The organism is Pseudomonas meliae (assembly GCF_001400515.1).
GTDB classification, from domain to species: Bacteria; Pseudomonadota; Gammaproteobacteria; order Pseudomonadales; family Pseudomonadaceae; genus Aquipseudomonas; species Aquipseudomonas amygdali.
In genome coordinates, this window is sequence record NZ_LJQT01000141.1 from 1 (window position 1) to 25,708 (window position 25,708).

Below are 25,708 nucleotides of genomic sequence, written 5' to 3' on the forward strand. Positions count from 1 at the left end.
TTTGTCTACACCCTCCTAAACAATCCGATCAAATACATAGACCCGACCGGGCATTTTTCGTCTTTTTTAAGTGGGTTTTTGGCGGCTGGGCTATTGCTCACTGGAGGTGGGTCAATTTATGTGTCTACGCACGTAAAAGAATCGAATCCAACGCTCAGTGGGGTGCTTATGGGCGTGGGCAGTGTGTTAGCTGTTGCGGGCGTTGGTTTTGCTCTGAGTTCAATTGTAAAGAAGGCTGCTGGAGTGGGGCGTTCAACCTCCAGGCTGGAGAGTTTCGGGCTTGCTAGACAGAACCAGCGTCCGGCAGGCAGAAATTCGCTAATATTTCCAAATCAACGCCCTCCGCAATCCAGTGCTGATTTACCGGCCGCATCCTTTGCATTACCACGACCACGGCTATTACCATCAAGCGTCGCGCCGGCACGGTCGGCTACTATTCGCAGAACGGACTATCCTAAATACCGAAATATAAGAAGGCCTGTTTTTCAAAAGTATTTGTATGAAGTAGATAGGATGCCAACTATATCTGAACAGCCCTCGCATTCAATCCGTGGGGGGCATGAATCGGTGGTTTGATATATACACTATGTTCAAGTTCGGCAGAGACATTCAAGACAGTGTCTCTGCAGGAGTTTGAACTGACCACATTCAAAAGAAAGCTGCTGCGGGCCTCTCCCGCGCAACCTCTGCCCAGTTAATGAACCCTCCCTCTCGCGCACAGTCGCATAGTCACGCTATTCTCTCGCCCTATCGCGCCCACATCCGGCAGCCGCACAAGGAGTCTGCATGCCCGTTCTTCCTTCTAGACTGGTTACATTCGGTCTCGCTGCTGCCTTGGCGATGTTAACGGGGTGTGGCGAGGAAAAACCGGCGGCGCCCGAACTGCCCAGGGTTTATGTGCAAACGGTAAAAAGTGCCGACTTCGCCGCCAGTGTCGCCCTGACCGGTGATGTTCAGGCGCGGGTGCAGACCCGGCTTTCATTCCGGGTCAATGGCAAGATCATTCAGCGTAATGTCGATGTCGGCGACCGGGTCACTGCCCGGCAGGTGCTGGCCCGGCTTGATCCGAAGGATTTGCAGATCAATGTCGATTCGGCCGCAGCCTCTGTGGCCGCCGAGCAGGCCCGCGTGAATCAGGCCCGCGCCGCTTTTGTCCGGCAACAAAAGCTGTTGCCCAAAGGCTATACCAGCCGTAGTGAATATGACTCGGCCCAGGCCGCCTTGCGCAGCAGCGAAAGCTCGTTGAAGGCTGCGCAAGCGCAACTGGCCAATGCCCGTGAACAATTGGGGTATACCGCACTGGTCGCGGATGCGCCGGGTGTGATCACCGCGCGTCAGGCTGAAGTCGGGCAGGTGGTGCAGGCCACGATGCCGATTTTCGATCTGGCACGCGACGGTGATCGGGATGCGGTGTTCAATGTCTACGAGTCCCTGTTCGTTCAGCCGCCGACCAATCAGCCTGTGCAGGTCACGCTGCTCGACAACCCGGACATCAAGGTCAGCGGCAAAGTACGCGAAGTGACCCCGGCAGTCTCGGCGCAAACCGGCACTTTACAGGTCAAGATCGCGCTCGATCCGCTGCCTGAAGGCATGGACCTGGGCTCGGTAGTCAGCGTGGCGCTGAGCGCACCGGCCAATGCCAGTGTCGAGCTGCCTTGGGCGGCGCTGACCAAGGACCTTGGCGAGCAGTTGGGCAAGCCTGCCGTGTGGGTGGTGGACGAGCAGGGCAAAGTCAATTTGCGCAGTGTCACAGTCACCCGTTACCTGACCGCCAAAGTCATCATCGGCGACGGGCTTAAAAGTGGGGAGAAAGTCGTGGTGGCAGGCGGACAGTTGTTACACCCGGACATGCAGGTCGAGATTGCCGAACAGCCCAAACAGCAGAGCGCGCAGGTGCAGCCATGAAGCGTCTGTCGTCATGCCTGTTGTTGGGCGGCCTTCTGTCCAGTGGCTTTCTGTTGAGTGGCTGCGGCAAGGACGAGGCCCCTCCGGAGCCGGTGCGTCCTGTCGTATTCGTCGAAGCCAGGCCTGAGTCAAATCAGGATTTCGGGCGTTTTGCCGGCAATATTCAGGCGCGTTATCAGAGCGTGTTGGGTTTTCGTGTGGCGGGACGTATTGCCCGGCGCAACGTCGACGTAGGCGCTGAAGTGAAGAAAGGCGATTTGCTCGCCACCCTTGATCCGACCGATCAGCAGAATACAGTGCGTGCCCGGCAGGGCGACCTGGCCAATGTGCAGGCGCAGTTGATCAACGCTCAGGCCAATGCTCGCCGCCAGCAGGAACTGTTTGATCGCGGTGTGGGTGCCCAGGCGCAACTGGACATCGCCCTGACTGATCTGAAGACCGCCCGCTCGTCGCAGGAGCAGGCTAAAGCCGCTGCACAACAGGCCCGCGATCAATTGAGCTACAGCGAGCTGCGCAGTGATCACGATGCTGTGGTCACCGAATGGAAAGTTGAAGCCGGTCAGGTTGTTACGGCCGGGCAGGAAGTCGTGACCCTGGCGCGGCCGGACATCAAGGAAGCGGTGATCGACCTCCCTGACACACTGGCCGACCAGCTGCCGTCCGACGTGGTATTCACGGTCGCCAGTCAGCTGAACCCGGAAGTGAACACCACCGCCACCATTCGTGAAATCGAACCTCAGGCCGACCGTACCACACGTACCCGCCGTGCACGTCTGACGCTGGCGCAAACGCCAGCGGCCTTCCGGCTGGGCACGGCCATCAGCGTGACGCTCAGCTCGACCATCACGCCGCGCATGCGTTTGCCGATCAATGCCTTGCAGCAGGCCGATGGCAAAAGCCAGATATGGATCGTCGACCCGCAAAACCAGACGGTCAACCCGAGGGCTGTGAACATTATCAGCCGTGACAGCAACAGTTTCGTGCTGGCCGACGGCGTCAAGGCAGGTGAAAAAGTGGTAAGCGCGGGCGTCAACAGCCTCAAGCCGGGCCAGAAAGTCAAAGTCGATGAGGAAAGCCCGCGATGAAAGGGAATTTCAATTTATCCGAGTGGGCCATCAAGCATCAGTCGTTCGTCTGGTACCTGATGTTTGTCGCGCTGCTGATGGGCGTGTTTTCCTACATGAAGCTTGGGCGCGAGGAAGACCCGTCCTTCACCATCAAGACCATGATTATCCAGACCCGCTGGCCGGGCGCGACGGTGGATGAGACCCTCAAGCAGGTCACCGACCGCATCGAGAAGAAGCTCGAAGAACTGGACTCGCTGGACTACGTGAAGAGCTACACACGACCGGGCGAGTCCACGGTCTTCGTGTACCTGCGTGACACCACCAGTGCCAAGGCGATACCGGAAATCTGGTATCAGGTGCGCAAGAAAGTCGATGACATCCGTGGCCAGTTCCCGCAGGGGTTGCAAGGCCCGTCGTTCAACGACGAGTTTGGCGATGTGTACGGCTCGATCTATGCGTTTACCGCAGACGGTTTCTCGATGCGTCAGTTGCGTGACTACGTCGAGAAGGTCCGCGCCGACATCCGCGACGTGCCCGGGCTGAGCAAGGTCGAGATGATCGGTCAGCAGGACGAGGTGGTGTACCTGAACTTCTCGACACGCAAGCTCGCAGCATTGGGCATCGACCAGAGCCAAGTGGTGCAAAGCCTGCAATCGCAGAACGCGGTGACGCCTGCCGGGGTGATAGAAGCCGGGCCGGAGCGGATCTCGGTGCGTACCTCCGGCCAGTTCGCTTCCGAGAAGGATCTGGCTGCAGTCAATCTGCGCATCAATGACCGTTTTTATCGTCTGAGCGACATTGCTGACATAACCCGTGGCTACACCGATCCGCCAAAGCCGCTGTTCCGCTTCGATGGCAAACCGGCGATCGGCCTGGCCATTGCGATGCAGAAGGGCGGCAATATCCAGTCGTTCGGCAAGGCGCTGCACGAACGTATGGACGCTACAACAGCGGAGCTGCCAGTCGGCATTGGCGTGCACAAGGTGTCGGATCAGGCCGAGGTGGTCAACAAGGCTGTGGGCGGCTTCACCAGCGCGTTGTTCGAGGCAGTGATTATCGTGCTGTTGGTCAGCTTCGTCAGCCTCGGGTTTCGCGCAGGGTTGGTGGTCGCGTGTTCGATTCCGCTGGTGTTGGCGATGGTGTTCGTGTTCATGGAATACAGCGGCATCACCATGCAACGGATTTCCCTCGGCGCGCTGATCATCGCCCTCGGCCTGCTGGTGGACGACGCCATGATTACCGTGGAAATGATGGTCACACGTTTGGAAATGGGTGAATCCAAGGAGCAGGCCGCGACTTACGCCTATACCTCGACAGCGTTCCCGATGCTCACCGGTACGCTGGTGACCGTGGCCGGCTTTGTGCCGATCGGCCTGAACAACAGCTCTGCGGGGGAATACACATTCACGCTGTTTGCCGTGATAGCCGTGGCGATGCTGGTGTCGTGGCTGGTCGCCGTTCTGTTCGCACCGGTGATCGGCGTGCACATTCTGAGCGCCAACATCAAACCGAAATCCGAAGAGCCGGGCCGCATCGGCCGGGCATTCAACGGCAGCATGCTCTGGGCCATGCGCCATCGCTGGCTGGCGATTGCCATCACGGTAGGGTTGTTCGCCGCGTCGCTGTTCTCCATGCAGTTCGTGCAGAACCAGTTCTTCCCGTCTTCGGACCGCCCGGAAATTCTGGTCGACCTGAACCTGCCGCAGAACGCCTCGATCAACGAAACGCGCAAGGTGGTGGATCGTTTTGAAGCGAGCCTCAAGGACGATCCGGACATCGAGCGCTGGAGCACCTACATCGGCCAGGGCGCGTTGCGTTTTTACCTGCCACTCGATCAGCAACTGGAAAACCCGTTCTACGCCCAGCTGGTGATTGTCAGCAAAGGCCTGGAGGAGCGGAGCGCGTTGACTGCCCGTCTGCAAAAACGCTTGCGTGATGACTTCGTCGGCATCGGTTCGTATGTGCAGGCGCTGGAGATGGGCCCTCCGGTGGGTCGTCCGTTGCAGTATCGCGTCAGCGGCGAGAACATCGACAAGGTGCGCCAGCACGCCATCGAGCTGGCCAAACTGCTCGATCACAACTCGCATGTGGGCGAAGTGATCTACGACTGGAACGAGCCGGGCAAGGTGCTGCGCATCGATATCAATCAGGACAAGGCCCGGCAGTTGGGCCTGTCGTCGGAAGACGTCGCCAAGCTGATGAACAGCGTGGTCAGCGGTTCAACCGTGACCCAGGTGCGTGATGATATCTATCTGATCAATGTGATCGGACGTGCTGAAGACGCAGAACGTGGCACACCGGAAACCCTGCAGAACCTGCAAATCGTGACCCAGACTGGAACATCCATTCCGCTGCTGGCGTTCGCCACCGTTGGTTACGAGCTGGAGCAGCCGTTGGTCTGGCGCCGCGATCGCATGCCGACCATCACCGTCAAGGGCACGGTACGGGATGCGATTCAGCCAACCGATCTGGTCAAACAGCTGCAACCTGAAATCGACAAGTTCGCCGCTGGTCTGCCGGTCGGCTACAAGGTTGCAACGGGCGGCACGGTCGAAGAAAGCAGCAAGGCGCAGGGGCCGATTGCCAGCGTTGCGCCGCTGATGCTGTTCCTCATGGCGACGTTCCTGATGATTCAGTTGCACAGCATTCAGAAGATGTTTCTGGTGGCCAGTGTCGCGCCTCTGGGGCTAATCGGTGTGGTGCTGGCGCTGATCCCGACGGGGACGCCACTGGGGTTCGTGGCGATTCTCGGGGTGCTGGCGCTGATCGGCATCATCATCCGCAACTCGGTGATTCTGGTGACCCAGATCGATGCCTATGAGCGCAGTGGGTATCTGCCTTGGGACGCTGTGGTCGAAGCCACCGAGCATCGCCGTCGTCCGATTTTGCTGACCGCGGCCGCGGCGAGCCTGGGCATGATCCCCATTGCGCGGGAAGTGTTCTGGGGCCCGATGGCCTACGCCATGATCGGTGGCATCATCATCGCCACGTTGCTGACCCTGCTATTCCTGCCTGCGTTGTACGTGGCCTGGTACCGCATCAAGGAACCAACCGACGAACAGCGTCGCGAAGCGACTGACAAGGGTGACGATGAGCACGCGCAGCCAGCGCATTGAGGTCGGCGTGCCCTGCCGCCTGTAACGCGGGGCAGGGCTGACGACCCGGCAATCAGTCGGTCTCGCCTGCGTCTTTGACGTCGATCGTGGACAGGCTGAGGTTGGCGAACCGTACCGGGCCGAACGGCGAGGCCTTTGTCAGGCCTGAAGGCGAAAAGCTGGAGGTCTCCGCCGGGGCAGATATATTCAAGAAGCATTTCCTGAGCTGCACCTGGAAATCGAAGTCGCCAGAATAATGCACCCATTCCTGAGTTGCGAAGTTTACGACCTGCGTCAGATTAATCTCATCCTTAATGTTGTAGCCACCCACGACCACGACGAAGAACACGTCGTCTACATCCTCTGCGTTAAGAACGTCGAACTCGAGATGCAGACGCTGGGCGGGCAGTTCAATAATAGACTGGCTTACGGTCACTCCCGTATTCAGCTTGATGCTTTGACCTTCGCCTTTGGGCTTGAAGTCTGGCTCAAAGCCCACTGGGGCTGTCCAGTGAGTAAGATTGTCGCTGAAATCGCCATTTTCCAGATATTCGTTCGCCATGATCAGTTCCTTTGATCGATTCGGATGGATGCAAGCCGCCTGTTTAAGTGGCTGAATCTATCCTAAGACGCACAGGTTGCTGAACGATACTGTCAGAAGTACCAGCACACGAACTGCACAGCGCCGCACATCACTGACGCCGCCCCAGACACTTGCCAGCCAAGGCTGCTGCTCTCTCGGCAGCCCGGCGGGGCGGTAGTAGTGTTCCAGCTCGCTAAACCCGGCTTCGGTCAGCAGTTCGCGCCATGTTTCGAGGTCGTGGTACGCGCCGTAACGCTCGCCGTTCCAGCCTTCCTGATTCTCACCACGCGGGTTGGAGCTGAACAGCACGCCGCCCGGTTTGAGCGTGGCATACAGTTCGCGCAGCACGCGTGGCAGTTCCTGTCTGGGGATGTGGAACAGCACTGCGTTGGCGAAGAGGCCATCGAAGCGGCCTTGCGGCAGGTCGAGTTCGAGGAAGTTCTGCTGTAGCACTTCGCAACCGGTCTCGGCGCGTGCCATTTCGGCGAAACGTTCTGAGCCGTCTAGCCCGACCGCCACATGGCCCATCGCTGTGAACGTCTTCAAATCACGCCCCGGCCCGCAGCCGAAGTCGAGAATCTGCAACGGTGCCGGGCCTTCGATATGCCGCAACAGGGCATCGATATTCTGGCTGACGTCGTGGTCGCGTGTGCCTTCGCGAAATTCGTCGGCCACGCTGTTGTAATGGCTGACGGTGGTCGAGGTAATCTGCGCAAGCATCTGAGGGTCGAGTTTCATCAGGGGCGGTCCGGTAAAGGAAGACCGCCAATATACCCTCGCTGCGTTGCGGCTGCTCAGCGCCTGTCGAAGCTGCGCGCCAGCCGGTCACCGCCCAGTTGCACCAGCGCTACGACCGCCACCAGCAAGACGATCACGGTCAGCATCACCTGCGTATCGAAGCGCTGATAGCCGTAGCGATAGGCAATGTCGCCCAGCCCGCCTGCGCCGATGGCACCGGCCATGGCTGATGAGTTGATCATCGTCACCAGCGTGATGGTAAAGCCGCCGACGATGCCGGGGCGCGCTTCTGGCAGCAATACGTGCCAGATGATGTGCCAGCGCCGACAGCCCATCGCTTGCGCCGCTTCGACCAGGCCGTGATCGACCTCGCGCAGGCTCACTTCGGCGATCCGTGCAAAGAACGGCGTGGCAGCAATGGTCAGTGGCACAACGGCTGCCCAGACACCATACGTGGTGCCGACGATCATCCGCGTGAACGGGATCAGCGCGACCATCAGAATCAGGAAGGGAATAGAGCGAAACAGGTTCACGAAGGCACCCAGCACGCGGTTGATCCCCGGTGCCTCATAGATGCCGCCTTTGGAACTGGTGACCAGAATCACCGCCAGCGGGATGCCCAGCAGCAGTGCGATCAATGACGACACACCGACCATCAGAAACGTGTCGAGGGTGCCTTGCAGCAAACGATCAACCCACATAACCCAATACCTCCGCGCGTGGCGCCAGTTGACGGGCGCGTGCCAGCAACTCGTCGCGTGTATGCACTGAGCCGGCGACCGACAGAATCAAGTGGCCGATGGCCCGCTCCTGAATGCGCTCGACCCCGCCCTGCAGCAATTGCACCTTGCCGCCCAGCGCGGCAAACAGCGCGGCCAGATCAGGCCCCTGGTCACTGGCACCGGTAAAATGCACATCCAGTAACAGGGCTGCATCAGGCCGTTGCGGCTGATCGCTCAGACGCTCGGCCCACTCCTTCGGCAGCCCGGTTTGCAGCGGTGCCAGCAGGGTTTTGCTGACGTCGTGCTGCGGGTCGCCGAACACTTGCCAGACCGGCCCCTGCTCGACGACTCGGCCTTGATCCAGCACCACAACGCGGTGGCAGATATCACGAATAACCGCCATTTCATGGGTGATCAGCACGATGGTCAGGCCCAGGCGCTGATTGATTTCGCGCAACAGGCCCAAGATCGACTGAGTGGTTTCCGGGTCCAGTGCTGAAGTGGCCTCGTCGCACAACAGGATTGCGGGATCATGCACCAGTGCGCGGGCAATGCCGACGCACTGTTTCTGCCCGCCGGACAGTTGCGCGGGGTATGCGTTGTGTTTGTCCTGCAAACCCACCAGTTCCAGCAACTGCGCGACCTTGCGCGCGCGTTGCTCCTTGGGCACGCCTGCGACCTTGAGCGGCAGCTCGACGTTCTGCCAGACGGTCTTGGCCGACATCAGGTTGAAGTGCTGGAAGATCATGCCGATGCGTCGGCGCAGCTCCACCAGTTTGTCTTCGTCGAACTCGCCGATGTCCACCTGATCGATCAGCACCCGGCCGCTGCTGGGTTGTTCCAGGCGATTGATGGTGCGGATCAGCGAGGACTTGCCTGCGCCGCTGCGGCCGATAATGCCGAAGATCTCGCCGCGCTGGACAGCCAGGTCGATATTGCCCAGCGCTTCAACGGGGCCTTGCTTGCCGTGATAGGTCTTGCCCAGGTTGATGAACCGCACATGGGCGCGATTCAGCTCCGGGTGCAGCTCGGCCTGTTGCGCCAGTGTGCTTGCGATCGGGGTATCGAGTGGCAGTTGGCGTTGCGCGGTTGCGGTCATTCTTTCCATCCCGCCTGGTAAAGCTTGCCGTTGACCTTGTCGAGCGAAGCGCGGACGACGGGCGAGTGCTGGTAGATATCGACGAATTTCGCCAGACGCGGATCATCTTTATGATCAGGTTTGATCACGAACTGAATGACGTATTCCGGATGGTCCAGGCCATCGAACAGGATGGCCGATTCGGCGGGAAAGGTTTTGGCCAGACGGATATAGGCCGGGTAGCCCTGCACTAGATCGGCGTCATCGTAGGCGCGCACCAGTTGCACGGCTTCAACCTGAATGATCTTGAGCTTTTTCGGGTTGGCGGTGATGTCTTCCTCGGTCGCCTTGTAGCCGACGCCTTGCTTGAGGGTGATCAGCCCGGCTTTGGCCAGCAGTTGCAGGCCGCGTCCGCTGTTGATCGGGTCATTGGCGATGGCCACGGTTGCGCCAGTCGGCAGCTCATCGAAGCTTTTGTACTTTTTCGAGTACAGACCCACGTTGTTGATGATTCCCGGCGCGTAGGGCACCAGGCCGAAACCGGCGGTTTCATTGGCGTTGGTCAGGAAAGGGATGTGCTGGAAGTAGTTCACGTCGATATCGCCTGCGGCGAGGGTGACGTTGGGGGCGATCCAGTCGGTGAATTCGACCAGCTCGACTTTCAGGCCCTGCTTGCCAGCTTCTTCGACAGCGGCTTCAAGCGGTATGGCGAAGGCTGCCGTGGTGCCGACTTTCAAGGGCTTGTCGTCAGCGTAAGCGGTCAGGGTCAACAGCCCGAGGGCCAGTGCAGCGAGGGTTTTGCTCATGGTGCGGTCCTTTAAGAAATTATTGCTCCTGCGTTCTGCACAAAGTCCTGAGATTCCTTGAATATGGAGCTTTGTGGGAGCGGACTTGTTCGCGAAGACGGTATCTCAGTAGATGCATTTTCAGAGAATATACCGGCCCTTTCGCGGACAAGTCCGCTCCTACGCCCTGCGGGCAGAAGCCTGAAAGCCACGCTTTTCGGGCTATTCAAGATTTGTGTAATGAGCGCGAAGCGTATCAACGAGAGTCAGGCACTGGGTATTAAATCAATTCCAGCCCGCGCGATCCATCGTGCGGATCGCTTCTGCCTGACGCTTGCCTGCCACTTCGACCGGAATGGTGTCGGCCTTGAACCGGCCCCAGCTCGCCACTTCTTCTGACGGCGCCACGTTCGGGTTGGCCGGGAACTCCTGATTGACGCTGGAGAAGATCTTCTGTGCATCGGGACCAGTCATCCACTCGACCAGTGCCTTGGCAGCCTCAGGGTGCGGGGAATATTTGGTCAGGCCGATACCCGACAGATTTACATGTACACCCCGGTCCGCCTGATTCGGCCAGAACAGCTTCACCGCCAGGTCAGGTTTTTCCTTGTGCAGGCGACCGTAATAGTAGGAATTGACGATGCCCACATCGCACTGCCCGGCGTTGATCGCCTCAAGCACTGCGATGTCGTCGGAAAAAACATCGGTGGACAGGTTGTTCACCCAGCCCTTGAGGATTTTCTCGGACGCTTCGGCGCCATGGGTTTCGATCAATGTAGCGGTCAGCGACTGGTTGTAGACCTTCTTCGCGGTGCGCAGGCACAGGCGCCCTTCCCAGTTCTTGTCGGCCAGCGCTTCATACGTGGTCAGCTCGACAGGTTTCACCCGGTCAGTGGAGTAGGCGATGGTTCGTGCGCGAAGGCTCAGGCCGGTCCAGCCGTGAGTGGATGAACGGTATTGCGGCGGAATGTTGGCTTCTATCACCGGTGAGGTGAATGGCTGCAGAATGCCCATCTGTTCGGCTTGCCAGAGGTTACCGGCATCGACCGTCAGCAACAGGTCGGCAGTGGCATTCTCGCCCTCGGCCTTGATGCGCTGCATCAATGGCGCTTCCTTGTCGGTGATGAACTTTATCTTCACCCCGGTCTTGGCCGTATATGCATCGAACACCGGCTTGATCAACTCGTCGATCCGGGACGAATAGACCACCACTTCATCAGCAGCCTGAGCGGTACTGCCCAGTAAAGTCAGTGTCAGAGCAGCCAGAAGACGCTTGCTTGCCTGCATCGGGGGTATCTCGCGTTCGCAAATGAGGCGAAATGGTAGTGAATCCCATTTGCTATCTCAATCGAAGAGGCAGTGGAGCCGTTACCGGATGTTTCTGGCTGACAGCCTGATCAACAAACGGTCCTGGCTTTGGAAAAGTTCGCAACCCTGCGCAGCTTGTCCACATCGAACACTTCCAGCTGCCCTTCCCCTATGCGCACGATCTTGCGTTCATGCAGATCCTGAAGCACTTCCAGCAAGGCCGGCGGGGATAGCGCGAGGCACTCCACGGCCTGAATGTCCTCCAGCACAATCAGGCGGCGTGCATGGCTCAACGGGCCATAACCCTCACTGAGCATCAACAGACGCCATGCGACCCTCGCTCTGGGAGGCAGTCGGCGCATTTTCTCGGGGTTCTGCAGCGGCAAACCGATTTTCTGGCTGAGTAACGCGGCAAACCAGCGCCAATATTCCGGGTGCCTGTCGAGCAACTCGAGCAGAAATTGCTGAGGGACATGCAGAAAGATACTTTGCTCCAGTGAGCAGACCTCGAAACGGCGCGGCAACCCGTCGAACAGCGACACTTCGCCAAACCACATAGGCGCACGCATCGGCTCCACACCCGAAAGCCGCTGCTCATGGGCAGCGCCGATACGCACACAGCCCTCCAGCAACACATAAAGACCGCAAGGCAGATCGCCTTTCTCGAACAGCGTCCTGCCAGGCGTCCTGCGCTGCTGGCGAGCAGCGTCCAGCAGGCTATCCTGCAAACCGGCAGGTAAATGAGAAAACCAGTAATCGGATAGCAGTCGTGACCGCCACGACACTCCATTTGTCATTTTTGCTCCCTTTTATTTCAGGCATGCGTGTTGTACAACAACCCTGGCTCAAACCGATCATCGTCTCAGGCAGGAATAATAATGAAAACCCTTGTCGATCATCTCAGCCAATACGCTGCGTATCACCGTGATTCACGCAATATCGTGACGCACTTCGTGGGCATTCCATTGATTGTACTGGCCGTGGTGGTACTTCTGTCGCGTCCGGGCTGGACTGTAAGCGGCGTGTGGGTTTCGCCTGCGGCCCTGCTAGCCCTGGGTTCGACGATTTTCTATCTGCGCCTGGACCGTCCGCTGGGCGTGGTCATGGCAGTGCTGCTGGCACTGTGCATCTGGGCCGGGGCCAACCTTGCGCAACAGAAGACCATGGTCTGGCTGAGCGCGGGCGTCGGGCTCTTTGTGATCGGCTGGATCATCCAGTTCATCGGCCATTACTACGAAGGGCGCAAACCGGCGTTTATCGATGACGTGACTGGCCTGATCATCGGCCCGCTGTTCGTGATTGCGGAGCTGGCGTTCCTGATGGGCTTGCGCAAACCGCTGCAATACGCCATCGAAGAACGCTCCGGCCCAGTGGGGCGCAATACCCGTAAGGCTGCGATGTAGCGACCGTTAACGATCAGTCTCCGTGCTCTGGCCCGTCAGTCCGCTGGTCCCGCTGGTGTGGTGCAGCCCGGCCAGCAGCAGTCGCTGATACAACTCTTCGCGCAAGCCCTGAGGCTGGTCGAGTTGCATTCGTTGCAAGTGCTCCGGGAAGGCTTCGGGGTCGGGAGCGTCCAGAGTGGCCTTGCCCAACTCGAGGATTTCGGTGAGTTTGAGCTTGCTCTTCAGCCAGTTCAACGCACGCATCAGGTCGCGCTCTTCACCTGTAAAATCGCATCCCAGCGGGTATTCAGTAAACAGCGACGGATAGCGCGATGCCGTGTCCTTGAGGCGTTTCGGGGTGTTTTCTGTGAAGCGTGGATCAAGGCGGAATTCCCTGGGCAGCTTTCCGGCCTTTTGTGCCTGCTCGATCAAGCCGGGCTGAAAGCGCGAGTCAGTGATGTTGAGGATGCGCTCGATCACCGTGGCGTCGGTCTGACCGCGCAGATCGGCAATGCCGTATTCGGTCACGACAATATCGCGCAGGTGCCGGGGGATCGTGGTGTGGCCGTACTGCCAGACGATATTGGAGCTGACCTCGCCACCTGACTCACGCCAGCTGCGCAGCATCAGGATCGAACGAGCGCCCTCCAGGGCATGAGCCTGCGCCACAAAGTTGTATTGGCCACCCACACCGCTGAGCACTCGGCCATCTTCCAATTGATCGGCCACGGCTGCGCCCATCAGGGTGACGGTGAACGCACTGTTGATGAAGCGCGCATCGCGGCGTTGCAGGCGTTTGAGTTCTTCCTGACCGTAAAGCTCGTTGATATAGCTGATGGCAGTCATGTTGAACTGCGCCAGTCGCTCGGCGGGCAGCTCGCGCAATCGCTCGTAGAAACTGCGAGGACCGAGGAAAAAACCACCGTGCACCACCACGCCATCAGGATGGGCGTCTTCATCCAGAGTGCCCAGATTGGCCAGCCGTTGCAGCTCTACGTCGGCATACACCTTGCGTCGCACGATCCCGGCATCGGCCAGTACCAAAAGACCGTTGACGAACATTTCGCTGCAACCGTAAAGGCCGCTGGCGAACGGCTGAACGCCGCCTTCGCGGTCGATCAGGGTCTGCCAGTTACTCATGTTCAACTCGGCCAGCAGACTGCGCCAGGCTTCATTGTCGGCTTGCCTGGCCAGCAGTGCGCCGGTCAGCGCATCGCCCATCGAGCCGATGCCGATCTGTAGCGTGCCGCCGTCGCGCACCAGTGTACTGGCATGCAGACCAATCAAATGGTCTTGATAACCCACCGGCATGTTCGGGGTGGAAAACAGCGTACTGCGCTCATCTTCGTTGATCAGCAGGTCAAACGCATCGACATCCAGCTCCGAGTCGCCCGGCATGTAAGGCAGGTCGGCGTGGACCTGACCCAGCATGAGGATGGTTTCTCCGGCGGCGCGGCGTTTGGCGATCATGGGCAGCAGGTCGAGGGTCACATCCGGGTTGCAACTCAGGCTCAGCTTGCCCGGGTGCTGATCGTCACGGGCCACCAGTTGCGCGACCAGATTCAGGCCGTTGGCATTGATATCGCGGGCGGCATGACTGTAATTGCTGCCGACGTAGTCTTGCTGGGCTGACTCGCTGTTCAGCAGGCTGCCCGGCTGCATGAAGAATTGCTGCACGCGAATGTTGTGTGGAAGTTTGTCGCGACGCAGCGCAGCTAGAAACTCCAGCTCCGGATAGTCACCGAAGACCCGCTCCAGAAACGGTTCCAGAAACCGCGCCTGCAAACCCTCTCCCGGCGTTGGCCGCCCGAGTGTCAGCGCGGTGTAGATCGTCAGCCGTCGCTCGGGCAACTGGCTGATGCGCTGGTACAGCGCATTGACGAACCGATTGGGCTTACCCAGCCCGAGCGGCATGCCGAGGTGAATATGCTCGGGCAATTGCGCCAGAACGTGATCGACAGCGTGCTCGATGGAACAGGAATACGGCATCCCAGCTCTCCTGAATTGTTATTGGTGCAGCTTGGACCGGTGGCAATCTGAAATTGCTGCATGCTCGCTGCGCAACTATCGTTCCCACGCTCCAGCGTGAGAACGGAGTGCACCTCACTTCAACCCGGACATGCTCTGGATAGCGCTCTTCAGTTCGTCGTCAGTGCAATCGCCGCAGGTGCCTTTCGGCGGCATGATGCCAATGCCTTTGATGGTGCTGGCCAGCAGGCCGTCAAGGCCGCCTTTTTGTCTGGCCCGCTCTTCCCAGGCGGCCGTGTCACCGGTTTTCGGCGCGTTGAGCAGGCCGACGCTGTGACAGGCGACGCAATGGGCGGCGATGATGTCGTCAGGGGCCCGGGCGGTATCGGCGGCTTGCACATTGAACGCCCATAACGTCAGAACGCCTGCGGTGCTCAGAATCTTCCGGGTCAGTTTCACGCATCACTCATCGCAAGGGGCGGGTCAGAAATTGGCCGGGGTGGCCGCACTGATCAATCGTGCCGGGACGTCGAACGGGTTACGAAAGCGATGCGGCCGGGTGCTTTCGAAATAGTAGCTGTCACCCGCTTCGAGCACATAGGTATCCAGCCCGACCACCAGTTCCAGCCGACCCTCGACGAGGATGCCGGTCTCTTCGCCTTCGTGAACGAGCATCTCTTCGCCGGTGTCGGCACCCGGTGGGTAGGTCTCGGTGAGAAAGGCGATGGCGCGGCCCTGATGCGATTTGCCGACCAGCTTCATGGTCACGGCACCGTCCGAGATATCAATCAGCTCGCTGGCCTTGTAAACCACTTGAGCTGCGTTTTCGGGCACGGACTCTTCCGAGAAAAATTCGACCATGGACATGGGGATGCCGCCGAGCACCTTGCGCAGCGAACTGATCGAAGGGCTGACGCTGTTTTTTTCGATCATGGAGATGGTGCTGTTGGTCACACCTGCGCGCTTGGCGAGTTCACGCTGGGACAGGCCCTTGAGCTTGCGAATCGATTGCAGTCGTTCACCCACGTCCAATGCGATATTCCCCCAGGTTTTGTCAGGTCTAGTCGAGATGAACGCCATCATGGCAACAGCGTTCAATATTTACAACACTTCGACAGACACCAGACATACAGCGGCCTGACGGACAGGAGCTCGATCAGTCTTGGGAATAGATACGCGGAACGCGACGCAGATTGCAGAAGATTTCGTAGGGAATCGTTTCTGCCCGTGTGGCCACTTCACTGGCGAGCACGTGCTTGCCCCACAACTCGACCCGGCTGCCAAGCCCGGCCTGCGGTACGCCGGTCAAGTCTACGCAAAGCATGTCCATGGACACTCGCCCGAGCAGCCGGGAAGGCTGACCGTCGATCTGCACAGGCGTGCCGGTCGGCGCATGACGCGGATAGCCGTCGGCGTACCCCATCGCCACCACGCCAATACGCAATGGCCGATCACAGACAAACGTTGCGCCATAGCCCACGGCTTCACCGGCAGGCAGCTCACGCACACTGATGATCTTCGATTCAAGGGTCATGACCGGTTGCAGGCGGTCAGCCAGCGGGTGCGCCTGACCAAACGGCGTGGCACCGTAGAGCATGATGCCGGGGCGCGACCAGTCGCTCGGAATATGCGGCCAGCCCAGAACAGCCGGGGAGTTTTTCAGGCTGGTTTCTGCAACCAGGCCTTTGCGAAAGCTCTCGAATACAGCGAACTGTTCATCACTGCATCCACTGTTCAGCTCATCGGCGCGGGCGAAGTGGCTCATCAGGACGACTCTGGCCACTTTGCCGGTTACCAGCAGGCGTTGATAGGCGGCCTGATATTCATACGGGTACAGGCCGACGCGGTGCATGCCCGTGTCAATCTTGAGCCAGACCGTTAAAGGTTTGGCAAGCTGCGCCTGTTCGATGGCCTCCAGCTGCCAGGTCGAATGCACGACCGTCCAGAAGTCGTGCTCGACAATCAGCGCCAGTTCATCGGCTTCGAAAAAACCTTCAAGCAGCAGAACAGGTGCGTGGATGCCTGCCGCGCGCAGCTCGAGCGCTTCTTCGATGCAGGCCACTGCGAAACCGTCGGCCTGGGCTTCCAGTGCCTGGGCAACACGTACCGCACCGTGACCATAGGCATCGGCCTTGATCACCGCGAGCGCTTTGCCGCCGCTGTTTTCACGAGCCAGTTGGTAGTTGTGACGCAGTGCCTGAAGATCAATTAAGGCGCGGGCTGGACGCATGATGACGTTTCTTGCCTGAAGGGTGAAAAGGGTCAGAAAAACCCCGACGNNGACGCAGAGATGCGTCGGGCACAACAGTATAAAGACAGCAGACTCAAGGCAGCGCGGCGACAACCGACAGTTCGACGAGGATTTCCGGCTCGCACAACTTGGCCTCGACGGTTGCACGCGCAGGCGCGACACCCTTGGGCAGCCATTTGTCCCAGACGCTGTTCATGCCGGCAAAATGAGCATCGATGTCTTTCAGATAGATCGTGACCGACAGAATGCGAGTCTTGTCAGTACCGGCCAGGTCGAGCAGGCGCTCGATACTGTTCAGAACCTCGCGGGTCTGTTGCTCGACACCTGCAGTCATGTCATCGCCGACCTGGCCCGACAGATAGACGGTGCCGTTGTGGACAACGACCTGACTCATGCGCTCATTGGTGAGCTGGCGCTGGATTGACATGCTGTGCATTCTCCTGAGTGTTGCCGTAACGAGAGATATCGAGGCCTTCGGCACTGATACGGGGTGTCTTGCGGGCAATGAGGTCTGCCAGCAAGCGACCGGAACCACACGCCATCGTCCAGCCCAATGTGCCATGGCCGGTATTGAGGAACAGGTTACGGAACGGTGTTGCACCCACAATCGGTGTGCCATCGGGAGTGGTCGGACGCAACCCGGTCCAGAAACTGGCCTGGGTCGGGTCGCCACCCTGAGGATAGAGGTCACCGACGATCATCTCCAGTGTTTCGCGTCGACGAGGGTTGAGCGACAGGTCGAAACCGGCGATTTCCGCCATGCCGCCGACCCGGATGCGGTTGTCGAAGCGGGTGATGGCGACCTTGTAGGTTTCATCGAGAATGGTCGAGGTCGGAGCCATGGCCGGGTCAGTGATCGGCACCGTCAGCGAATAGCCCTTCAGCGGGTAAACCGGAGCCTTGATACCCAGCGGTTTGAGCAGTTGCGGAGAATAGCTGCCCAGCGCCAGCACGTAGCGGTCGGCTGTTTCCAGCTTACCGTCGATCCACACACCATGGATGCGGTCGCCAGCGTGGTCGAGGCGCTCGATGTTCTGTCCGTAGCGGAGCTCGACACCCAGCTCTACAGCCATTTCTGCAAGGCGCGTGGTGAACAACTGGCAATCGCCGGTCTGGTCATTGGGCAAACGCAGCGCACCGCTGAGAATGCCGGTAACACCGGCCAGTGCGGGCTCCACACGGGCGATGCCGTCGCGATCCAGCAGTTCGTAAGGAACACCGGACTGCTCGAGCACAGCGATATCCTTGGCGGCGTTGTCCAGCTGGGCCTGGGTCCGGAACAACTGTGTGGTGCCCAGGCTGCGCCCTTCATAGGCGATGCCGGTCTCGAGGCGCAGTTCATCCAGGCAATCGCGGCTGTATTCGGACAGGCGCACCATGCGCTCTTTATTCACGGCATAGCGGCTGGCGGTGCAGTTGCGCAGCATTTGCGCCATCCACAGGTATTGATCTATATCTGCCGTGGCCTTGATCGCCAATGGCGCGTGGCGCTGCAGCAACCACTTGATCGCCTTCAGCGGAACACCCGGCGCGGCCCATGGCGAGGCATAGCCTGGCGAGACCTGGCCGGCATTGGCAAAGCTGGTCTCCATGGCGGCGGCTGGCTGGCGGTCTACCACGGTCACCTGAAAACCGGCACGCGCCAGATAATAAGCACTGGTTGTACCGATGACACCACTTCCAAGGACCAGAACGCGCATGTAGATGACCTCATCGCGGATATCCGCTGACGTTTTGAAGTTTTAAGCAAGAATGTGCGCAGTATATTGAGCAATGGGCAGTGCTTCTCACTGTATAAACATCTATATTTGGCGTTTATTCCCGGCGATAAACGCTTTGGTAGAGGGGAAATAACCCATGCGCACTCAACACCAGTCAAATCGTGAACTGGACAAGATCGACCGCAATATCCTGCGCATCCTCCAGGCAGATGGGCGTATCTCGTTTACCGAACTGGGCGAGCGCGTCGGCCTCTCGACCACTCCGTGTACCGAGCGGGTTCGCAGGCTGGAACGCGAGGGCATCATCATGGGCTACAACGCCCGCCTGAATCCGCAAAGCCTGAAGGCCAGCCTGCTGGTGTTTGTGGAAATCAGTCTGGACTACAAGTCTGGCGACACCTTCGAGGAGTTCCGCCGTGCCGTGTTGAAGCTTCCGCATGTGCTGGAGTGCCACTTGGTATCAGGCGACTTTGACTATCTGGTCAAGGCGCGCATTTCCGAGATGGCGTCCTACCGCAAACTGCTGGGCGATATCCTGCTCAAGCTGCCGCACGTGCGTGAGTCCAAGAGCTATATCGTGATGGAAGAAGTGAAAGAGAGCCTGAACCTGCCGATTGCCGACTGATTGCGCTAGACCAGCACTTGTCGGGTGGAAGCCATATATTCGTGTATCTGCTTCTCTACCCGCGGGTGAATCAGTTCGACCGGGCGACGGCCATTCGGGCATGGCAGGCTTTCGGTGGTGCCAAACAGACGGCAGATCAACGGGCGTTCGTCATACACGGTGCAGCCCTGTGGGCCAAGGTGCACGCAATTGAGCTCATCGAGCGCGGCGTCCTGTTCGGCGGCAGTCTTGCGCGGCAGGCGCGACATTTCTTCGGACGACGTGGTAACCGGGCCGCAGCAGTCGTGGCAGCCAGGCACACACTCGAACGAGGGAATCTGGCGGCGCAGATCACTTATTTTCTGACGGTTGCAGCTCATTGAATCAACCATTCCTACACAATGCGCTGAGTTTGCCCCAGTTGGCAGGCTCATGACAGCGGCTTATCCTCCCCACACGCAAACCGCCACCGACAGGACCCGCTCATGAACGCCGGCGTTCAGCACCCGACTCTTCACGACGACCAGCATGTTGCCTCCTACTACGCCGCCAGCAGCCATCCGCAACCGGATCACCCTGCGCTGCAAGGCGAGGTGAAGGTTGATGTGTGCGTGGTGGGCGGCGGATTTTCCGGCCTCAACACTGCCATCGAGCTGGCCGAGCGCGGGCTGAGTGTCGCGTTGCTTGAGGCACGCAGGATTGGCTGGGGTGCCAGCGGACGCAATGGCGGCCAGCTGATTCGCGGGGTCGGCCACGGTGTCGAGCAGTTCGCCAATGTCATCGGCAGCGAGGGTGTGCGGCAGCTGAAGCTGCTGGGCATCGAGGCGGTCGATATCGTGCGTCAGCGCATCGAGCGGCACGCTATCGATTGCGACCTGAAATGGGGTTATTGCGACTTGGCCAACAAGCCGCGCGACCTGCACAGCCTTGCCGAAGATGCCGATGAACTGCGCAGCCTGGGTTACCGTCATGAGCTTAAGTTGCTGCAAGCCGATCAGATGCGCAGTGTCGTAGGCTCCGACCGTTACGTCGGCGGTTTGATCGACATGGGTTCCGGACATCTGCACCCGTTGAATCTGGCTTTGGGAGAAGCTGCCGTAGCGCAGTCATTGGGCGTTCGGTTGTTCGAACATTCTGCAGTGACGAGAATCGACTACGGCCCGCAGGTCAAAGTGCATACGGCTCAGGGGGCGGTGCTGGCGAAAACTCTGGTGCTGGGCTGCAATGCCTACCTCAACGATCTGAATCCGGAAATAAGCGGCAAGGTATTGCCCGCGGGCAGTTACATCATCGCGACCGAACCCTTGAGCGAGGCTCAGGCCCGGGAAGTGTTGCCGCAGGACATGGCGGTCTGTGATCAGCGCGTGACTGTAGATTACTACCGGCTGTCAGCGGATCGGCGTTTGCTGTTCGGGGGCGCCTGTCACTATTCGGGCCGCGACCCACGGGACATCGCCGCTTACATGCGGCCGAAGATGCTCGATGTGTTTGCGCAACTGGCCTCAGTGAAGATCGATTACCAGTGGGGTGGGATGATCGGCATCGGTGCCAATCGCCTGCCGCAAATTGGCCAGCTCAAGCAGCACCCCAACGTTTTTTATGCGCAGGCTTATTCGGGGCATGGTCTGAACGCGACACACCTTGCAGGTCGCTTGCTGGCCGAAGCCATCGCCGGGCAACACAGCGATGGCTTCGAGCTATTCGCCAAAGTGCCACACATGACCTTTCCGGGCGGTAAACACTTGCGCTCGCCGTTACTGGCATTGGGCATGCTCTGGCACCGACTCAAAGAGCTGCGCTGAACGGCTCAGGACCTCCAGAACGGTTTCATCGCTTCGACCCGCGCCTGCTGGAAATCCAGCCCGATGTCGCGCAGCTGATCGTCCGTCAGCTCCAGCAAGGTGCGGCGAGAGGTCCAGCGGTGACGATACAGCGCCCAACGACTCATGCCGGCCAATAGATCGGCCTTGTTTGAGCGGACCGTTCTGACCGCAGTTGGCCGATAGTCATTCAATTCCTGGCTGTGAAGCGCAAGGCGTACATCGCTGAACCCGTTCATTTCCGTTTCCCTCATCCTGGGTGGGTGTGGGTCTATGATGAAACGAACGGCCAAACCATTACAGATTCAAAAACAGGTTATATTTTCCATACAGATGAGGCGAAAACAGCACTGAATGCTATATTTTTGCCCAATCTGTATTGCTATACCACGCTCACCAGCCTGAGAGTACGTCATGACGCTTTACGTCAACCTCGCCGAACTGCTCGGCTCGCGGATCGAAAACGGCTTCTACCGCCCCGGCGACCGCCTGCCATCGGTGCGTGCGTTAAGTGTCGAACATGGCGTCAGCCTGAGCACCGTGCAGCAAGCGTATCGGGTGCTGGAGGACAACGGCCTGGCAGCGCCGAAACCCAAATCCGGCTATTTCGTATCGGTCAGTCGAGCGGCACCTGCACTGCCTGCTGTCGGGCGACCCGTCCAGCGGCCTGTGGATATCTCTCAATGGGATCAGGTGCTGGACCTGATTCGGGTGGCACCTCTCGAAGCGGTCACGCAACTGGGACGCGGCATGCCCGATGTCACCAGCCCTACCCTGAAACCGTTGATGCGTGCGTTGAGTCAGTTGAGTCGCCACCAAGACATGCCGGGGCTGTATTACGACAACATCTACGGCGTGCGCAGGCTGCGTGAGCAAATCGCCCGACTGATGCTCGACTCGGGCTGCAACCTGACCGCCAATGACCTGATCGTCACCAATGGCTGCCATGAAGCGCTGTCAGCGAGCGTCCGTGCCATTTGCTCGCCGGGTGACATCGTTGCGGTGGACTCGCCCAGTTTCTTCGGCGCCATGCAGACGCTCAAGGGTGTGGGCATGAAGGCCCTCGAAATTCCCACCGACCCATTGACCGGCATTAGCCTCGAGGCGCTGGAACTGGCCCTTGAGCAATGGCCGATCAAGGTCATTCAGCTGACGCCCAATTGCAACAACCCGCTGGGTTACGTCATGCCCGAAGCCCGCAAACGTGCGTTGCTGACGCTGGCGCAACGTTTCGATGTGGCGATCATCGAGGACGATGTGTATGGCGATCTTGCTTACAACTACCCTCGCCCGCGCACCATCAAATCCTTCGATGAAGACGGTCGTGTCCTGCTGTGCAGCTCGTTTTCCAAGACCCTGGCACCCGGCCTGCGGATTGGCTGGGTAGCGCCGGGGCGGTATCTGGAGCAGGTGCTGCACATGAAATACATCGGCACCGGCTCGACTGCACCGCAGCCCCAGTTGGCCATCGCCGACTTCATCGAAGGCGGCCATTACGAGCCGCATGTACGGCGCATGAGAACCCAATACCAGCGCAGTCGCGACCAGATGATCGACTGGGTGATGCGCTACTTTCCCGAAGGCACCCGCGCCAGCCGCCCGCAAGGCGGTTTCATGCTGTGGGTGGAACTGGCCGAAGGCTTCGACACGCTGCGCCTGAACCGCGCGCTGCTGGGCAAGGGTGTACAGATCGCGGTGGGCAGTATTTTTTCCGCCTCGGGCAAGTACCGTAACTGCATGCGCATGAACTTCGCGGCCAAACCGAGCCGCGAAATCGAGAACGCTGTGCGTATCGTGGGCGAGACAATTGCACTACTGAATGCGCAAACTGACTGACGCTGGCAAATCTTTCCCGGTTTTTCGGGTCATAACGCCAAGTCGAGCCATGTACAGACGCGGAAGATCAATTTGAATAACTCATGGGCCTTGCCCTTTTGCCTGCTGGTTGCACTGTGCGTCAGCGGTTGCGCACATCAGCAACTTGCCAGCGAGCCAAGCCAGGCCATGCCGCCCTCGAGTTCTGCTTTCGGCCGCTCTATTCAAGCCATGGCGATGCCCCACGACGGGCGTTCCGGCTTTCGCCTGCTGCCCGACAGCAGCGATGCATTCAAGGCGCGCGCCGAGCTGATCCGTAACGCCAAAAGCAGCCTCGACCTGCAGTATTACATCGTCCATGACGGCCTGAGCACGCGCGCCCTGATCGACGAACTGCTCAAAGCGGCAGACCGTGGCGTGCGGGTGCGCATCCTGCTGGACGACACCACCAGCGACGGGCTGGATCAGGCCATCGCCACCCTCGCCGCGCACCCGAACATTCAGATTCGCCTGTTCAACCCGCAAAATCTGGGGCGCGAGACCGGCATCACGCGCAGCCTGGGGCGTTTGATGAATCTGTCGCGTCAGCACCGGCGCATGCACAACAAACTGTGGCTGGCCGACAGCAGTGTGGCCATCGTTGGCGGGCGCAATCTGGGCGATGAATACTTCGACGCCGAGCCGAACCTGAACTTCACCGATATCGACATGCTAAGCGTGGGACCGGTCGCCGAACAGCTCGGCCACAGCTTCGATCAATACTGGAACAGCACGCTCAGCAAGCCCATCGATGCGTTCATGTACTTCCTGCCCGACGGTGAGGATCTGGCCCAGGCGCGGCAGCGACTGGACGATTCACTGGAGCAGGCGCATCAGCAACACAAGGCTCTGTATGAGCGATTGATGGCCTACAAGACTCAGCCACGCATGAAGACCTGGCTCAACGAGCTGGTCTGGGCGCACAACCAGGCATTGTGGGACGCGCCGACCAAGGTACTGGCGCAGGGAGATCCGGATCCGCACCTGCTACTGACCACGCAACTGGCCCCCGAGCTGCTGAACACTCGCAAGGAACTGATGCTGATTTCGGCTTACTTTGTGCCGGGTCAGGAAGGTTTGCTGTACCTGACCGGCCGTGCCGATGCCGGCGTCAACGTCAGCCTGCTGACCAATTCACTGGAAGCCACCGACGTTCCTGCCGTGCATGGCGGCTACGCGCCTTACCGCAAGGCGCTGCTGGAGCATGGCGTGAAGCTGTTCGAACTGCGCCGCCAGCCTGGCGATACCGAAACCATGCGCGGCAGCGGCCCGCACTTGTTCAAGAAAAGCAGTTCGTTGGCCAGTTCGGAATCAAGCCTGCACAGCAAGGCGATGATCTTCGATCGGCAGAAAGTCTTTGTCGGCTCATTCAATTTTGACCCGCGTTCTGTGCTATGGAACACCGAAGTCGGCGTGCTGGTCGACAGTCCGCAACTGGCCGAAGAGCTGCGCGAACTGACGCTTCAGGGTATGGCTCCCTCGCTCACTTACCAGGCGAAGCTGGAGGATGGCAAAGTGGTGTGGGTGACCGAAGACAATGGCCAGATCCACACGCTGCACACCGAACCCGGTGACTGGTGGCGGCGTTTCAACGCGTGGATGAGCCGTGCCATCGGCCTGGAAAGAATGCTTTAGGCGGGCCCAGCCTGGGCAACCCCGAACGCTCCACGTCGCCTGATCAGAATCAGCAGGCCAAAGGCACCTGCCGCCATCAGCAACGGCAAGGCCTCACCGCTGACCCACTGACTGCCCGCGCCCGCTATCAGGGGCCCGATCAGACACCCGATGCCCCACAGTTGAGCGACATGCGCATTGGCGCGGACCAGTGAATCATCTCGGTAACGCTCGCCGATCAGGATCAGCGACAGGGTAAACAGCCCGCCGGCACTGGCACCGAACACTGTCCAGAGCGGCCAGATCAGGGCGGTATGGATCAGTAACGGCACCAGCAGACTGGACGCCAGCAACAAAACGGCGCATCCGGTAAACATTGCGCGGCGCGAAACGCGATCAGCGAGCATGCCGATCGGCAGCTGCAGTAACGCGTCACCTATCACCACCACACTGACCATGATCAGGGCGATTTCCGGGGTGAACCCGTGGCGTATGCAGTAGAGCGGCAGTAGCGTGAGGATCAAGGCTTCGAATGCAGCGAATAGCGCCACTGCCCAGGCGATAGCGGGCATGCCGCGACAGAAGCCCGCCAGATCAGTGAAGGTCACGTTGCAGGATTCAGTCGATGGCGCACCCGTGCGACCCAGCAGCAGGAACGGGGAGCCGACCAGTAGCAGCACGCCAATCCAGAAGCCGTAGTCGGCCTGAGTGCCGATAACGCCCAGTAACAGCGGGCCAGCCAGTTGGCTCAAGGCGTAAGTGCTGCCATACAGCGCTACCAGCCGTCCGCGCAGACGCTCGATCACCAGTTGGTTGATCCAGCTTTCACCCAGCACGAAGACGATGGTCAGAATCACCCCGAGCGCCAGGCGCAAGACCAGCCAGACTCCGTAATACGGCAGCAGCGCCAGTGCGCCGACCGAAACGGCGCCGCCCCACAGGCACAGGCGCATCAGGTTAGCGGTACCGAAGCGCGCGGCGAGACGACTGGCCAGCGCCGCCCCCACCAGCACACCCATCGCAGGCATCGCCGCCATGATGCCAATGGCAAACGAGCCGTAGCCCCAGCCTGCCAGACGCAATGAAACCAGCGGCATGCTGACGCCCATTGCCAGCCCGACGCCCAACACGGACGCCAGCACGGCAAAATAAGTACCCCAACGCATTATCAAGCTCCTGCTGCCCTAACGGCGCAATCAAGACCGGACGCAGA

Annotated in this window: 23 protein-coding genes and 2 pseudogenes; 9 read left to right on the forward strand and 16 right to left on the reverse strand. The window is 59.5% G+C overall.

All coding sequences use genetic code 11. The features are described from left to right. The 4 genes and pseudogenes from ALO64_RS25905 to ALO64_RS06240 form a co-directional block, all read left to right on the forward strand. Positions 1 to 576: pseudogene (locus tag ALO64_RS25905) on the forward strand (RHS repeat-associated core domain-containing protein); the annotation flags it as partial. 210 nt (positions 577 to 786) lie between these two features. Beyond that, complete coding sequence (locus ALO64_RS06230; RefSeq protein ID WP_044345052.1) at positions 787 to 1,905, forward strand: efflux RND transporter periplasmic adaptor subunit; 1,119 nt, start codon at positions 787 to 789, stop codon at positions 1,903 to 1,905. Further along, complete coding sequence (locus ALO64_RS06235) at positions 1,902 to 2,990, forward strand: efflux RND transporter periplasmic adaptor subunit (protein ID WP_002551594.1); 1,089 nt, start codon at positions 1,902 to 1,904, stop codon at positions 2,988 to 2,990. Before ALO64_RS06230 ends, ALO64_RS06235 begins: the two co-directional genes overlap by 4 nt. Beyond that, positions 2,987 to 6,088, forward strand: coding sequence for an efflux RND transporter permease subunit (locus ALO64_RS06240; RefSeq protein WP_044345051.1), 3,102 nt, complete (start codon positions 2,987 to 2,989; stop codon positions 6,086 to 6,088). Before ALO64_RS06235 ends, ALO64_RS06240 begins: the two co-directional genes overlap by 4 nt. A 52-nt stretch (positions 6,089 to 6,140) precedes the next feature. Here ALO64_RS06240 and ALO64_RS06245 read toward each other — a convergent pair whose 3' ends face one another. The 7 genes and pseudogenes from ALO64_RS06245 to ALO64_RS06275 form a co-directional block, all read right to left on the reverse strand. Then, positions 6,141 to 6,629 (reverse strand): hypothetical protein, encoded by a 489-nt coding sequence (locus ALO64_RS06245; protein ID WP_031597315.1) that lies wholly within the window; start codon positions 6,627 to 6,629, stop codon positions 6,141 to 6,143. Positions 6,630 to 6,773: 144 nt separating this feature from the next. Next, positions 6,774 to 7,388, reverse strand: a pseudogene (locus ALO64_RS06250) (class I SAM-dependent methyltransferase); the annotation flags it as partial. A gap of 56 nt (positions 7,389 to 7,444) precedes the next feature. Continuing rightward, the gene (locus ALO64_RS06255) at positions 7,445 to 8,089 is read right to left on the reverse strand and encodes a methionine ABC transporter permease (RefSeq protein WP_002551596.1); all 645 of its coding nucleotides are present in this window, start codon (positions 8,087 to 8,089) and stop codon (positions 7,445 to 7,447) included. Continuing rightward, a complete protein-coding gene (locus ALO64_RS06260) occupies positions 8,079 to 9,209 on the reverse strand; it encodes a methionine ABC transporter ATP-binding protein (RefSeq protein ID WP_044345050.1) in 1,131 nt (376 codons plus the stop codon). Before ALO64_RS06260 ends, ALO64_RS06255 begins: the two co-directional genes overlap by 11 nt. After that, positions 9,206 to 9,994 carry a MetQ/NlpA family ABC transporter substrate-binding protein gene (locus tag ALO64_RS06265; RefSeq protein ID WP_044345049.1) on the reverse strand — a complete coding sequence of 263 codons (789 nt, stop codon included), beginning with the start codon at positions 9,992 to 9,994 and terminating at the stop codon, positions 9,206 to 9,208. The genes ALO64_RS06260 and ALO64_RS06265 overlap by 4 nt, the downstream gene beginning before the upstream one ends. Before the next feature lie 264 nt (positions 9,995 to 10,258). Continuing rightward, positions 10,259 to 11,260 carry an extracellular solute-binding protein gene (locus ALO64_RS06270; protein WP_044344870.1) on the reverse strand — a complete coding sequence of 334 codons (1,002 nt, stop codon included), beginning with the start codon at positions 11,258 to 11,260 and terminating at the stop codon, positions 10,259 to 10,261. A gap of 110 nt (positions 11,261 to 11,370) precedes the next feature. Further along, on the reverse strand, positions 11,371 to 12,078 hold the full coding sequence (locus ALO64_RS06275) for a Crp/Fnr family transcriptional regulator (RefSeq protein ID WP_005731643.1): 708 nt from the start codon (positions 12,076 to 12,078) through the stop codon (positions 11,371 to 11,373). 81 nt (positions 12,079 to 12,159) lie between these two features. On the opposite strand from ALO64_RS06275, the gene ALO64_RS06280 reads away from it, so the two are divergent. Further along, positions 12,160 to 12,684, forward strand: a complete 525-nt coding sequence (locus tag ALO64_RS06280) for an Mpo1 family 2-hydroxy fatty acid dioxygenase (RefSeq protein WP_044344869.1) — start codon at positions 12,160 to 12,162, stop codon at positions 12,682 to 12,684. A 6-nt stretch (positions 12,685 to 12,690) separates the two neighbouring features. Here ALO64_RS06280 and ALO64_RS06285 read toward each other — a convergent pair whose 3' ends face one another. The 6 genes from ALO64_RS06285 to dadA all read right to left on the reverse strand — a co-directional run bounded on the left by ALO64_RS06285 (position 12,691) and on the right by dadA (position 18,582). Continuing rightward, positions 12,691 to 14,652: an acetyl-CoA hydrolase/transferase C-terminal domain-containing protein gene (locus ALO64_RS06285; RefSeq protein ID WP_044344868.1), complete on the reverse strand. Its 1,962-nt coding sequence runs from the start codon at positions 14,650 to 14,652 to the stop codon at positions 12,691 to 12,693. A gap of 114 nt (positions 14,653 to 14,766) precedes the next feature. Continuing rightward, the gene (locus ALO64_RS06290) at positions 14,767 to 15,090 is read right to left on the reverse strand and encodes a c-type cytochrome (RefSeq protein ID WP_002551527.1); all 324 of its coding nucleotides are present in this window, start codon (positions 15,088 to 15,090) and stop codon (positions 14,767 to 14,769) included. 24 nt (positions 15,091 to 15,114) lie between these two features. Continuing rightward, the gene (locus tag ALO64_RS06295; protein ID WP_003314015.1) at positions 15,115 to 15,663 is read right to left on the reverse strand and encodes a cupin domain-containing protein; all 549 of its coding nucleotides are present in this window, start codon (positions 15,661 to 15,663) and stop codon (positions 15,115 to 15,117) included. A gap of 124 nt (positions 15,664 to 15,787) precedes the next feature. Next, positions 15,788 to 16,861 (reverse strand): alanine racemase, encoded by a 1,074-nt coding sequence (gene alr / locus ALO64_RS06300; protein WP_044344867.1) that lies wholly within the window; start codon positions 16,859 to 16,861, stop codon positions 15,788 to 15,790. Between the two features lie 94 nt (positions 16,862 to 16,955). Beyond that, a complete protein-coding gene (locus ALO64_RS06305) occupies positions 16,956 to 17,309 on the reverse strand; it encodes a RidA family protein (RefSeq protein ID WP_002551525.1) in 354 nt (117 codons plus the stop codon). Beyond that, positions 17,281 to 18,582 carry a D-amino acid dehydrogenase gene (dadA, locus tag ALO64_RS06310; protein ID WP_044344865.1) on the reverse strand — a complete coding sequence of 434 codons (1,302 nt, stop codon included), beginning with the start codon at positions 18,580 to 18,582 and terminating at the stop codon, positions 17,281 to 17,283. The genes ALO64_RS06305 and dadA overlap by 29 nt, the downstream gene beginning before the upstream one ends. 157 nt (positions 18,583 to 18,739) lie before the next feature. Between dadA and ALO64_RS06315 the strand changes: the two genes are divergently transcribed. Then, positions 18,740 to 19,228 carry an Lrp/AsnC ligand binding domain-containing protein gene (locus tag ALO64_RS06315; protein WP_004655323.1) on the forward strand — a complete coding sequence of 163 codons (489 nt, stop codon included), beginning with the start codon at positions 18,740 to 18,742 and terminating at the stop codon, positions 19,226 to 19,228. Positions 19,229 to 19,233: 5 nt separating this feature from the next. Here ALO64_RS06315 and ALO64_RS06320 read toward each other — a convergent pair whose 3' ends face one another. After that, positions 19,234 to 19,587 (reverse strand): YkgJ family cysteine cluster protein, encoded by a 354-nt coding sequence (locus tag ALO64_RS06320; RefSeq protein ID WP_044344864.1) that lies wholly within the window; start codon positions 19,585 to 19,587, stop codon positions 19,234 to 19,236. 105 nt (positions 19,588 to 19,692) lie between these two features. Here ALO64_RS06320 and ALO64_RS06325 point away from each other — a divergent pair, with 105 nt between their 5' ends. Continuing rightward, positions 19,693 to 21,009 carry an NAD(P)/FAD-dependent oxidoreductase gene (locus tag ALO64_RS06325; RefSeq protein WP_044344863.1) on the forward strand — a complete coding sequence of 439 codons (1,317 nt, stop codon included), beginning with the start codon at positions 19,693 to 19,695 and terminating at the stop codon, positions 21,007 to 21,009. A 5-nt stretch (positions 21,010 to 21,014) separates the two neighbouring features. On the opposite strand, the gene ALO64_RS06330 is transcribed toward ALO64_RS06325, so the two are convergent. Next, a complete protein-coding gene (locus ALO64_RS06330; protein ID WP_044344862.1) occupies positions 21,015 to 21,266 on the reverse strand; it encodes a DUF1127 domain-containing protein in 252 nt (83 codons plus the stop codon). A gap of 175 nt (positions 21,267 to 21,441) precedes the next feature. On the opposite strand from ALO64_RS06330, the gene ALO64_RS06335 reads away from it, so the two are divergent. Together ALO64_RS06335 and ALO64_RS06340 are read left to right on the forward strand one after the other, a co-directional pair. Further along, a complete protein-coding gene (locus ALO64_RS06335; protein WP_016982489.1) occupies positions 21,442 to 22,863 on the forward strand; it encodes an aminotransferase-like domain-containing protein in 1,422 nt (473 codons plus the stop codon). A gap of 72 nt (positions 22,864 to 22,935) precedes the next feature. Then, positions 22,936 to 24,516 carry a phospholipase D family protein gene (locus ALO64_RS06340; RefSeq protein ID WP_004666554.1) on the forward strand — a complete coding sequence of 527 codons (1,581 nt, stop codon included), beginning with the start codon at positions 22,936 to 22,938 and terminating at the stop codon, positions 24,514 to 24,516. Here the strand turns inward: ALO64_RS06340 and ALO64_RS06345 are convergent. Continuing rightward, positions 24,513 to 25,661 carry an MFS transporter gene (locus ALO64_RS06345; protein WP_044344861.1) on the reverse strand — a complete coding sequence of 383 codons (1,149 nt, stop codon included), beginning with the start codon at positions 25,659 to 25,661 and terminating at the stop codon, positions 24,513 to 24,515. The genes ALO64_RS06340 and ALO64_RS06345 overlap by 4 nt on opposite strands. Between the last annotated feature and the right edge of the window lie 47 nt (positions 25,662 to 25,708).

Bases quoted from the DNA above. Each gene is read 5' to 3' on its own strand.
- ALO64_RS06230 (WP_044345052.1), top strand. From the start codon at position 787: ATGCCCGTTCTTCCTTCTAGACTGGTTACATTCGGTCTCGCTGCTGCC.
- ALO64_RS06235 (WP_002551594.1), top strand. From the start codon at position 1,902: ATGAAGCGTCTGTCGTCATGCCTGTTGTTGGGCGGCCTTCTGTCCAGT.
- ALO64_RS06240 (WP_044345051.1), top strand. From the start codon at position 2,987: ATGAAAGGGAATTTCAATTTATCCGAGTGGGCCATCAAGCATCAGTCG.
- ALO64_RS06245 (WP_031597315.1), bottom strand. From the start codon at position 6,629: ATGGCGAACGAATATCTGGAAAATGGCGATTTCAGCGACAATCTTACT.
- ALO64_RS06255 (WP_002551596.1), bottom strand. From the start codon at position 8,089: ATGTGGGTTGATCGTTTGCTGCAAGGCACCCTCGACACGTTTCTGATG.
- ALO64_RS06260 (WP_044345050.1), bottom strand. From the start codon at position 9,209: ATGACCGCAACCGCGCAACGCCAACTGCCACTCGATACCCCGATCGCA.
- ALO64_RS06265 (WP_044345049.1), bottom strand. From the start codon at position 9,994: ATGAGCAAAACCCTCGCTGCACTGGCCCTCGGGCTGTTGACCCTGACC.
- ALO64_RS06270 (WP_044344870.1), bottom strand. From the start codon at position 11,260: ATGCAGGCAAGCAAGCGTCTTCTGGCTGCTCTGACACTGACTTTACTG.
- ALO64_RS06275 (WP_005731643.1), bottom strand. From the start codon at position 12,078: ATGACAAATGGAGTGTCGTGGCGGTCACGACTGCTATCCGATTACTGG.
- ALO64_RS06280 (WP_044344869.1), top strand. From the start codon at position 12,160: ATGAAAACCCTTGTCGATCATCTCAGCCAATACGCTGCGTATCACCGT.
- ALO64_RS06285 (WP_044344868.1), bottom strand. From the start codon at position 14,652: ATGCCGTATTCCTGTTCCATCGAGCACGCTGTCGATCACGTTCTGGCG.
- alr (WP_044344867.1), bottom strand. From the start codon at position 16,861: ATGCGTCCAGCCCGCGCCTTAATTGATCTTCAGGCACTGCGTCACAAC.
- ALO64_RS06305 (WP_002551525.1), bottom strand. From the start codon at position 17,309: ATGTCAATCCAGCGCCAGCTCACCAATGAGCGCATGAGTCAGGTCGTT.
- dadA (WP_044344865.1), bottom strand. From the start codon at position 18,582: ATGCGCGTTCTGGTCCTTGGAAGTGGTGTCATCGGTACAACCAGTGCT.
- ALO64_RS06315 (WP_004655323.1), top strand. From the start codon at position 18,740: ATGCGCACTCAACACCAGTCAAATCGTGAACTGGACAAGATCGACCGC.
- ALO64_RS06320 (WP_044344864.1), bottom strand. From the start codon at position 19,587: ATGAGCTGCAACCGTCAGAAAATAAGTGATCTGCGCCGCCAGATTCCC.
- ALO64_RS06325 (WP_044344863.1), top strand. From the start codon at position 19,693: ATGAACGCCGGCGTTCAGCACCCGACTCTTCACGACGACCAGCATGTT.
- ALO64_RS06330 (WP_044344862.1), bottom strand. From the start codon at position 21,266: ATGAACGGGTTCAGCGATGTACGCCTTGCGCTTCACAGCCAGGAATTG.
- ALO64_RS06335 (WP_016982489.1), top strand. From the start codon at position 21,442: ATGACGCTTTACGTCAACCTCGCCGAACTGCTCGGCTCGCGGATCGAA.
- ALO64_RS06345 (WP_044344861.1), bottom strand. From the start codon at position 25,661: ATGCGTTGGGGTACTTATTTTGCCGTGCTGGCGTCCGTGTTGGGCGTC.